Origin of the sequence: Caballeronia catudaia, assembly GCF_001544755.2 — a bacterium.
Taxonomy (GTDB): Bacteria; Pseudomonadota; Gammaproteobacteria; order Burkholderiales; family Burkholderiaceae; genus Caballeronia; species Caballeronia catudaia.
In genome coordinates, this window is record NZ_FCOF02000091.1 from 1 (window position 1) to 8,113 (window position 8,113).

At 63.7% G+C, this 8,113-nt stretch carries 10 protein-coding genes and 1 pseudogene; 9 read left to right on the forward strand and 2 right to left on the reverse strand.

The features are described 5' to 3' along the window. From AWB75_RS37925 to AWB75_RS35630, 9 genes are all read left to right on the forward strand, one after another. Nucleotides 1–680 (forward strand): hypothetical protein (locus AWB75_RS37925; protein ID WP_159462849.1); only part of this gene is annotated, 680 nt, incomplete at its 5' end. Between the two features lie 56 nt (nucleotides 681–736). Continuing rightward, nucleotides 737–1,012 carry a helix-turn-helix transcriptional regulator gene (locus tag AWB75_RS35590; protein ID WP_061128625.1) on the forward strand — a complete coding sequence of 92 codons (276 nt, stop codon included), beginning with the start codon at nucleotides 737–739 and terminating at the stop codon, nucleotides 1,010–1,012. Further along, nucleotides 1,012–1,263, forward strand: a complete 252-nt coding sequence (locus tag AWB75_RS35595; RefSeq protein WP_061128626.1) for a transcriptional coactivator p15/PC4 family protein — start codon at nucleotides 1,012–1,014, stop codon at nucleotides 1,261–1,263. The genes AWB75_RS35590 and AWB75_RS35595 overlap by 1 nt, the downstream gene beginning before the upstream one ends. 139 nt (nucleotides 1,264–1,402) lie before the next feature. Continuing rightward, nucleotides 1,403–1,669, forward strand: coding sequence for an XRE family transcriptional regulator (locus tag AWB75_RS35600; protein WP_327220477.1), 267 nt, complete (start codon nucleotides 1,403–1,405; stop codon nucleotides 1,667–1,669). A gap of 231 nt (nucleotides 1,670–1,900) precedes the next feature. Continuing rightward, complete coding sequence (locus AWB75_RS35605) at nucleotides 1,901–2,122, forward strand: hypothetical protein (RefSeq protein WP_061128627.1); 222 nt, start codon at nucleotides 1,901–1,903, stop codon at nucleotides 2,120–2,122. Then, nucleotides 2,115–2,534, forward strand: a complete 420-nt coding sequence (locus tag AWB75_RS35610) for a hypothetical protein (protein ID WP_061128628.1) — start codon at nucleotides 2,115–2,117, stop codon at nucleotides 2,532–2,534. Before AWB75_RS35605 ends, AWB75_RS35610 begins: the two co-directional genes overlap by 8 nt. After that, complete coding sequence (locus AWB75_RS35615) at nucleotides 2,527–2,739, forward strand: hypothetical protein (RefSeq protein WP_061128629.1); 213 nt, start codon at nucleotides 2,527–2,529, stop codon at nucleotides 2,737–2,739. The genes AWB75_RS35610 and AWB75_RS35615 overlap by 8 nt, the downstream gene beginning before the upstream one ends. Next, nucleotides 2,739–5,213 (forward strand): DUF3631 domain-containing protein, encoded by a 2,475-nt coding sequence (locus tag AWB75_RS35620; protein ID WP_061128630.1) that lies wholly within the window; start codon nucleotides 2,739–2,741, stop codon nucleotides 5,211–5,213. Before AWB75_RS35615 ends, AWB75_RS35620 begins: the two co-directional genes overlap by 1 nt. Next, on the forward strand, nucleotides 5,210–6,685 hold the full coding sequence (locus tag AWB75_RS35630) for a hypothetical protein (protein WP_061128631.1): 1,476 nt from the start codon (nucleotides 5,210–5,212) through the stop codon (nucleotides 6,683–6,685). The genes AWB75_RS35620 and AWB75_RS35630 overlap by 4 nt, the downstream gene beginning before the upstream one ends. 253 nt (nucleotides 6,686–6,938) lie before the next feature. Here the strand turns inward: AWB75_RS35630 and AWB75_RS35635 are convergent, their stop codons facing one another. Together AWB75_RS35635 and AWB75_RS37930 are read right to left on the reverse strand one after the other, a co-directional pair. Next, on the reverse strand, nucleotides 6,939–7,424 hold the full coding sequence (locus AWB75_RS35635; RefSeq protein WP_061128632.1) for a hypothetical protein: 486 nt from the start codon (nucleotides 7,422–7,424) through the stop codon (nucleotides 6,939–6,941). Nucleotides 7,425–7,450: 26 nt separating this feature from the next. Then, nucleotides 7,451–8,113 (reverse strand): annotated as a pseudogene (locus AWB75_RS37930) (hypothetical protein); the annotation flags it as partial.

Here is an 8,113-nt window from a genome sequence, read left to right on the forward strand (position 1 = left end):
CAATCGGAATCTGGTGCTCTCCGCTCGCGCGGCGTAGCGCCAAACTCGGCAGTCTCCGACAAAGCCGGGGCGGTTCAAATCACCTGTGGATCTGGCGTTGGCACAACGGGTTTGTCTCAGCGTTGCGTGAATACCTCCATGACGATGCGGCACGGGCAATTCTCGAACGCAGAAAGTCCTTCGAGTCTGACATTGAGTTGGCGCTCCAAGGGCTTCAGGCGCTCGCCCGCATCTCGACGGACCGCGATCTTCAGGAGGCAGTCAGGCTGGTCCGCAGGCATTACGCCATTGGCGTGTTCAGGCCGCAGTATTGCGCTGCCACGATCGACACGCTTAAAAGGGTAAAAATGCTGCGACGGGAGAATGTCTACCCTCTTGCGAGGGACGACGACACTGCGCGAGAACGGTTGTTCGTTGCGAGACTTGCGGATCTGCACTGGCAAATCTTCCGCAAGTCGAAGCCGGACGTTATCGCCTGCCTCATGGCACTTGAAGGGTTCTCTACGATGTTGGAGGAGCGGACCGTAGAGCGCCTATGCGCAAAGTTTCAGCAGCAGGGCCGACAGTTATACGGCCTTGCCAAGCAAATAAGTGACGGGATTGATCTGGACGCCGATTTGCAGCCTAGCGTCGGGTCCGAAGATTCCATCTTGCGCCCAACAACCGCCGTGCAAACGTAGAACAAGCCACTTTAACTTGAGAGCCATTGCAACTGACGCCCACGGAGGGCACAGCAATGGCAAAGGCAGCAACGACACACCACACGGCCGGCGCATTTCCGCAGCCCGAATCCCTTCCGCTCGACGGGTTCACGCGTTGGAGCACGCTGAAGAGCATTGTTCCGAACTCGCGTGAATGGGTCCGCTTGCGTGAGAAGGAAGGGCGCTTTCCGAAACGCGTTCATCTCTCTCTACGGTGCACGGCATGGCCGAATCGCGAGCTGCATAAATGGCTTGCCGATCCGCTCAACTACCGCGCTGCCCCGGCCGCCAACTCGACGGAGGTCGCTTGATGCCGACCACCGAAAGCAAGGCTGCCACCCCCTTGCTCGATCTGCGCCGCTCCGACAGCGAGCGGCTGCGCGTAACCGTCTCCGAATATCGCGGGCGCTCTTACATCGATCTGCGCATCTGGTTCGCTACCGATGGCGGCGAGCTGAAGCCGAGCCGTGCGGGCGTGTCCCTGCGCCCGGAACAGGTGGGCGAAGTCGTCCAGGCGCTCATGCTGGCGGCGCGCGCAGTCGATCCGAAGGAGGGCAACTGACATGTTCTTGATGAAAAGCCCCAAAAGGGCTAGATTAGCTATGTCGGGTAACGCGCCGCGTAGCCCGCTAACTCCACAAGGAATGTCATGAAAAAAACCGCTGTCGTCGCGGGATTCCCGCACGCCTGCGCAATGCGCAATGTCCATCAAATATTTCCCGCCGACGCCCGAGGATCTGCAGGCGCTCAAGGCTCGCTTGGATTTGACCGGTACAGAGATGGCCGAAATGTTCGGTCTGGCTGGAAACAATCAGTGGAGGAAGTACACGGGCGGGGCCGAGCCGCGCCCGATGAGTCTTCCAATGTTGTTTCTGGCAATGGCGTTACAGGACCGATCCGCAACCGTAGATCAAGTACTGGAGAAGTGCCGGGAAGTCGGCGCGACGATCGAGCTGGACTCGCAGTAACTCCCGCAACGCGCTATCCCCTGTTCGAACGCGCTGGCCGTGAGGCTGGCGCGCTCTGGCTTCAATTCGCGCAGCTATCCGCCGCCGAGTTCCGCGAACTGCGATTCCGCAATCTCGTTTCCGGGTTCGGCCATCTCCCCGATTTCGCTGCCTGTCGCGCGGCATTCGATGACGCTTTCGCGCGCTCGATCGCGCTCGACATTGCGACGGCATCGCGTGCGGAGGTACGTCATGGGTAAGCGCTTCGGACTTGACACCCCCGTCAGCGATCGGGCCGCAATCGAGCTGGACGGACTGATCGCACTCTTGCAACTGCTTGGAACCGAAGAAGTCAGCGGGAGCTTTTCGCAACTCGACACGGTGACTCAGGTGGCCATATTCGGCGCGCTGGAGGACATAGCGCGGAGCGCTCACACCGTGATTGTTGAAGGTGCGGAGGTGTCGCATGGATAACTTCCTGACCAACTCCGCCAGCCTGAACGTGTTCGGCGAAAAGACGATGATGGCGTGCTATCGCCATCAGATTTCAGCCGCGCCGTTCGTGCGCAGCCTCGAATGTGTTCACGGCGTCGCGCGCGGTCTGGGCGAGCTGTTCACCCTCCTGCAAGTCAACGAAACGCAGCGCCTGAGCTACGCCGACCGCGACGAAGGTGAGGCCGTGACGCCGCCGCTTCCCCCCAATTCCGTCGACAACTTCATGGCTCTGGGCGCGTCCGTCTGCGAACTGCTGCGAGCCGACATTGAGCGCTTGGCGAAGTGGGCGGGCGAGCGCGCCGACGATGCGGACCAACAAACCGCCACACCTTCATCCTCTCGTCGTGGCCGCAAGGCTCAGGACTCCTCAAAGGCGGTTACTCATGCCTGACAACTTCTATCTGATGGACCGGGCGTGGACGCTCCATAGCGTCGCCGAGATTTTGCACGCGGCGATGCCCGAGGACAGCGCCGACACGTTGCCCCTGCGCAGCGTCGTTGCGCACCTGGGTGAGCTGGCGAAAGAGCTGGCCGAGGCCATCGTTTCGACCGAAATCGGCGATGCGCGCACCACAAAACCGAACGAGGCGAGTTGATGCACGCAGTCACGAAAATCGAAACGGAGTTCGCCGCCGCGCTGGCGGCGCACGGACTAGAAGCGGCGGAAATCGTCGCGGACGGCCGTATCCATCGGTTCAAGGGACCGGAGGACCGGAGCGGCAAACAAAGCGCCTGGTACGTGCTCTATGCGGACGGGATCGGCGGCGGCGCGTTCGGCGACTTCAAGGCGCAGATACATGGGTCGTGGCGCGGCGAGGCGGCGGCGAACTGGACGCCCGCCGAGCGCGACGCGCATCGCGCCCGCGTTGCCGAGCGTCGCAAGCTGGAGGAAGTCGAGCGCGAGCGCACGCACGCGGAAGCGGCCGACGCGTCGCGCATGATCTGGGAGCGCGCGCGCGATGCAACGGTCGATAACCCCTACTGCTCGCGCAAGGGCGTGAAGCCGTTCGGCTTGAAGGAATTTCACGATAAGCGGACCTTGATCGTGCCGATCAGCAACGCGGCTGGCGAGCTGGTGAACCTGCAATTCATCGCGGAGGACGGCACGAAGCGATTCAAGACCGGCGGCGCGGTCGCGGGCTGCTCGTTCCAGTTCGGCGGCGAGCCGAGCGCGGACGGGCTGCTCATGATCGGCGAAGGGTTCGCGACGTGCGCGAGCGCGTTCATGGCGGCGCGTGCGCCCGCCGTCTGCGCATTTCACGCGGGCAACCTGCTCGACGTGGCGCGGAGCTGGCGCGCGAAGCTGCCCGGCGCGCGCATCGTCATGCTGGCCGACGACGACCACCGGACGGACGGCAACCCCGGACTGGCGAAAGCGACGGAGGCGGCGCAGGCGATCGGCGCAGTGCTCGCTGTGCCTGAGTTCGGCGCGGATCGCCCGGACGGTGCGACGGACTTCAACGACCTGCACGCGCTCGCGGGGCTGGAGGCGGTGCGCTCGATCATTCAACGCGCGGTCAATGGCGAACCGATGACGCCGGCCGCATCGAACGACAGCGCGCCGGCGCGCGCCGCCATCGAGCATGAGGCCGAAGTCCGACAGTTTCCGCAGGAAGCGAGCAACGACGAGTCGCCCGAAGCGAAAGAGACGGACGAGCAAGCCATTGCACGGCTGGCCGCGCTGAAGCCGCTCCAGTACGACCGCGTTCGGAAGTCTGAGGCAAAGCGTATGGGCGTGCAGGTGACGACGCTCGACAAGCTGATCGCCGCCGAGCGGCAGGACGACAGCGACGACGAGGGCGGCATGTTCCTCGACGTGGAGCCGCACCCGGAACCCGTCGACGGCGGCGAGCTGCTCGACATGCTGGCGGGCACGATTCACCGCTTCATCGTCTGCAACGAGGCGACGGCGCACGCCGCTGCGCTCTGGATCGTCATGACGTGGGTCATGGATTCCGTGGACGTTGCGCCGATCGCGGCCATTACCGCGCCTGAGAAGCGCTGCGGCAAGTCTCAACTGCTGTTCCTGCTCGGTCGACTGTCCTGTCGGCCGCTTCCAGCGAGCAACATCACGCCTGCGGCGCTATTTCGTGCGGTGGAGACGTGGAAGCCGACATTGCTACTCGATGAAGCGGACGCCTTCATGCGCGAGAACGAGGAGCTGCGAGGGCTGCTCAACTGCGGCCACACGCGCGACAGCGCTTACGTCATTCGCACGGTCGGCGACGATCACACACCGAAGCGCTTTTTTGTGTGGGGAGCCAAGGCAATTGCGGGCATCGGTCACCTTGCCGACACGCCGATGGACCGCTCCATCGCGCTCGAACTGCGCCGCAAGCTGCCACATGAACAGGTGGATAAGCTGCGCCATGCGGAGCTGGGCCTGTTCGGCCAACTGACGGCGATGCTCGCGCGCTGGTCGGAGGACAACGCGGAGGCGGTTCGAATCGCGCGCCCTGATCTGCCCGCCGCGCTGCACGACCGCGCGGCGGACAACTGGGAGCCGCTGTTGCAGATCGCTGAGACGGTCGGCGGCGCGTGGCCGGAGACGGCGCGGCGTGCGGCGCTCGCGCTCTCGGGCGAAGCCGAGACGTCGCAAAGCGCGGGCACAGAGTTGCTGTCCGACATTCAAGGCGTGTTCGCCGAGAAGCTCACATCACGCATGTCGTCGGCTGATCTGCTTGCCTCACTGCTTGGCGACGAAGAACGACCGTGGGCGACGTGGAATCGCGGCAGGCCGATGAACCTGAAGCAGCTCGCGCAGCGGCTCGGGGAGTACGGCATCAAGAGCAAGAACATTCGCTCGGGCTACACCGTGGCGAAGGGCTACGACAGCGCGCAGTTCACCGAAACTTTCGCCCGCTACCTCTCCACCCCCCTTTCTACCGCTACACCGCTACAAGCCAATACGGACGGGGCGGAGAGCGTAGCGGATGCTCCGCTACGTAGCGGAACGAATGGGGGTGACGCTACGCTGGAACCCTTGCCGGATAAGGGTTGTAGCGGTGTAGCGGGAAAAACGGGGGAGAACGGGAAGAACGAAAACAACGACGCTGGGGGTGACCTGTGAACGCGTTCGATCTGTGGTTCGAATGTCGGCGGCGCGGCATCTCGCTGAAGTTGAACGGCGAGACGGTGCGATATAACGGACCGGAAAAGGTGGTCGCGGCGATGCTGCCGGCGATGAAGGCACACAAGGCCGAGTTGATCAACTGCACTCGCGCGCTCGAAGGCCTGCCGATCGAGGACGGACCGTTTCTGCCGTGGGGGCCGTACCTGACGCCGGAGAAGCTGGCCGAGTGGCAGCGCGAGTTGTTCACCGTGGTCGATGAGCTAGCCGCGCTCGAAGGATGGTCCGAGCATAGGTATGACCTGATCGCCGGGCAGATCGAGCGCCAGCCAGTCAGCACGATCCGCCCGGACCTTACCTACTTCCGAGCGCAAGCAACGCGCGGCGCGCGCGTGGCGGGCAAACGAGGATCTGGCGGCGCGCGGCTATTTGCCATCGGGCAGAATGGGCGCGCCCGCTCGCGCCGGGAAGGTGCGCCGATGAGGGAGACGTTTTCCCCCGCAATGGGGAGAACCGCCGCGCTGCTCGCGCTCGCGGCGACGACTACGGCGGCGTGCCTGTCGATCGTCGCGGGCTGGCAGCGCGGCGGCTGGCCAGCCGAGCGCGCGCTGTGGATCGTGCTCGGCGTGGTGCTGGTGGTTGCGGCGCACCTGTTGCCCGCGCTCTGCCGTGGCGCGCGCTGGCCGCTGCGGTGCGTGGGCGGGGCGCTGTGGATCTGCTGCACGCTGTCCGCCTGCTTCGGTCATGCAACGTTCTTCCTGCTGGCGCAACAACACGCGGGCGAGCTGCGCGCCGCGACGCTGCCCGATGCGCCGACCGTCATGGCAGCGCCCGCACCTGGCCGCTCGCTTACGCGCGTGACTGCGGATCGCGCGGTGGTGGTCGCGCAGCTCGTTACTGTGAAAACGGCCGCACGGCAGCGCGTATTGTCGGCGCGGCTCGAAGCGCTCGACGCAGAGGCCGGCGAGGTTCGGCGGCAACAGGCGGCGGACGATCGCACGGCGGCGCTGGAGGTCCGCAAGCAAGTCGAACGCGAGGCAGTACGCGCCGATCCAGCTACAACGCGCGTAGCGGCTCTGCTCGTCGTTCCGGCGGCGCGGGTGGACCTGCTCTCCGGTCTGCTCTTCGCTGCGGTGCTGGAGGGCGTGGCGTGCTTCTGCTGGTTGTTGACGATGAGTCCGCGCGCGACAGTCACGGCGCATGACTCGTTCCCCGAGGTCGTGACTGCGCCCGCTACTGCGCCGGTAACGACGGGAGTCACCGCAGCCGGGGCCGCAGTCACGCACGATCGCGCGCCGGTCACGGCGACGGCCGATCACGCCGACGACGCGGCGCGTATCACGGCGGCGATTGCGGCTGGTCGGCTGCGCGGCACCGTCGCCGATATCCGGCGCTTTCTCGGCTGCTCGCAGTCGCGCGCGGCGACGCTCCGGCGGCAGATCGCGGAACCGGAGGCGTGCGGCACGGTGTAACAGAGCGGCTGTAACAGGGCATGTAACAGCCGTAGAGTGTTAGCAAAAGTTAGTGTCCCGGCGGTCGGCGGCGAATTTCTTGACTCCATCACGCGCGCACGCGTGCGAGGCCCGGCCACTGCGCCGGGTTTTTTCCGACTATAAAAAGAGCGACGGACGGAAATAACCGCCAGCCCTCGGGCAGCTCACCGCCTCGGGCCAGCGCGGGCGATATGATCCGCCACGCGACGCCCACCAGGCGACCACTCGCATCTTAGTTGAACGACTGCAGCGCAATCCGACCGCCCTCAATCACTAAATGTCTGGCGTCGCGTTTTGACTCGAAGAATCGCCAGTCCTCGTCATCCGCCGTTCCGTTCGTTGCTACGATCAAACGAAAACCTTGCGACAAAGAAACGACCAAACCGCACTCCGAGTTAGCCGATATACCTTCGACAATAACGGGGACATGTTGGGCCAACACTTGCCGCAAAGACATTATGAACGCGTTCGCTTCCTCGTCAGAACCCGCAATAGATTCCTCGGTCGCGACGCTTTTGCCCATCTCACTCAACCTCCATGCGCACTGAATATGCAAGGCCCACGCGCTGACCTGCTTGGGAACTCCGTAATAGTTTTTTTCTTCGTGCTTCGGACCAAAACCTAACGTAAGCATATCCGCTGCACGACTCACACCACTCCACTCCAAACCTTGCAACACAGATAGACGCTGCTCAATTTTTCTTTGATCGCTAACCATAAATTCTTCCTCAAACTTTGTTGTATTTACCACAGATTGAACATGTCTTTGGCCCGCTCCATGATCTCGTGAAACCCCATTGGAGGCTCGCTGCCAAGCTCATAGTGAAGCTGCTGCGCCTGATCGGGAGTCAGCCGCAAAATTCTGGCGACATCATTGGTCTGTTTGTTCTGCGCCTGATTATTTCCGGGGCGGCCATCGGCGCCAGCAAGGTCAAGCACGTCGTCCCCAGGCATCGCGGGCACGTACTCGAACGGTAATGCATCGTCGAGCAACGAACCGCCGTCGTCCGCGTCACCATCGGTAAAGCTCTTGAGCATCGAATCGCCGCTGTCATCGCCGGATGCCGTGCCTCCAAGCAGCGCACCTGCCGCCGCCTCTGCCGCGCCGAGCCAATCGAAGCCACCACTACGGCCGTCACCGTCCCCGACCGCGCTCGCTCTGGCGGATCGCGCAGCCTTCAGGAGCGCCTCCTGCCTCGAAGGGTCATACGGACCCGACAGGATAGGCTCGCCGCCACCGAAGGTACGCGATGACGGCGTCAACGAGTCACTTGGCGCGCGCAGGCCGTCTGTAAGTGTGGACGTCTGGGAAGCGGCCGCAGGCATGTAGCCGCCGCTCCAATCGTCGGTTCGATCGATGACGGGGATGACAAGGTCATCCTCTACCGCCTCCTTGACTGCTTCCTC

Excerpts from the sequence above, each read along its gene's own strand:
- AWB75_RS35590 (WP_061128625.1), top strand. The coding sequence starts at position 737 with ATGGCAAAGGCAGCAACGACACACCACACGGCCGGCGCATTTCCGCAG.
- AWB75_RS35595 (WP_061128626.1), top strand. The coding sequence starts at position 1,012 with ATGCCGACCACCGAAAGCAAGGCTGCCACCCCCTTGCTCGATCTGCGC.
- AWB75_RS35600 (WP_327220477.1), top strand. The coding sequence starts at position 1,403 with ATGTCCATCAAATATTTCCCGCCGACGCCCGAGGATCTGCAGGCGCTC.
- AWB75_RS35605 (WP_061128627.1), top strand. The coding sequence starts at position 1,901 with ATGGGTAAGCGCTTCGGACTTGACACCCCCGTCAGCGATCGGGCCGCA.
- AWB75_RS35610 (WP_061128628.1), top strand. The coding sequence starts at position 2,115 with ATGGATAACTTCCTGACCAACTCCGCCAGCCTGAACGTGTTCGGCGAA.
- AWB75_RS35615 (WP_061128629.1), top strand. The coding sequence starts at position 2,527 with ATGCCTGACAACTTCTATCTGATGGACCGGGCGTGGACGCTCCATAGC.
- AWB75_RS35620 (WP_061128630.1), top strand. The coding sequence starts at position 2,739 with ATGCACGCAGTCACGAAAATCGAAACGGAGTTCGCCGCCGCGCTGGCG.
- AWB75_RS35635 (WP_061128632.1), bottom strand. The coding sequence starts at position 7,424 with ATGGTTAGCGATCAAAGAAAAATTGAGCAGCGTCTATCTGTGTTGCAA.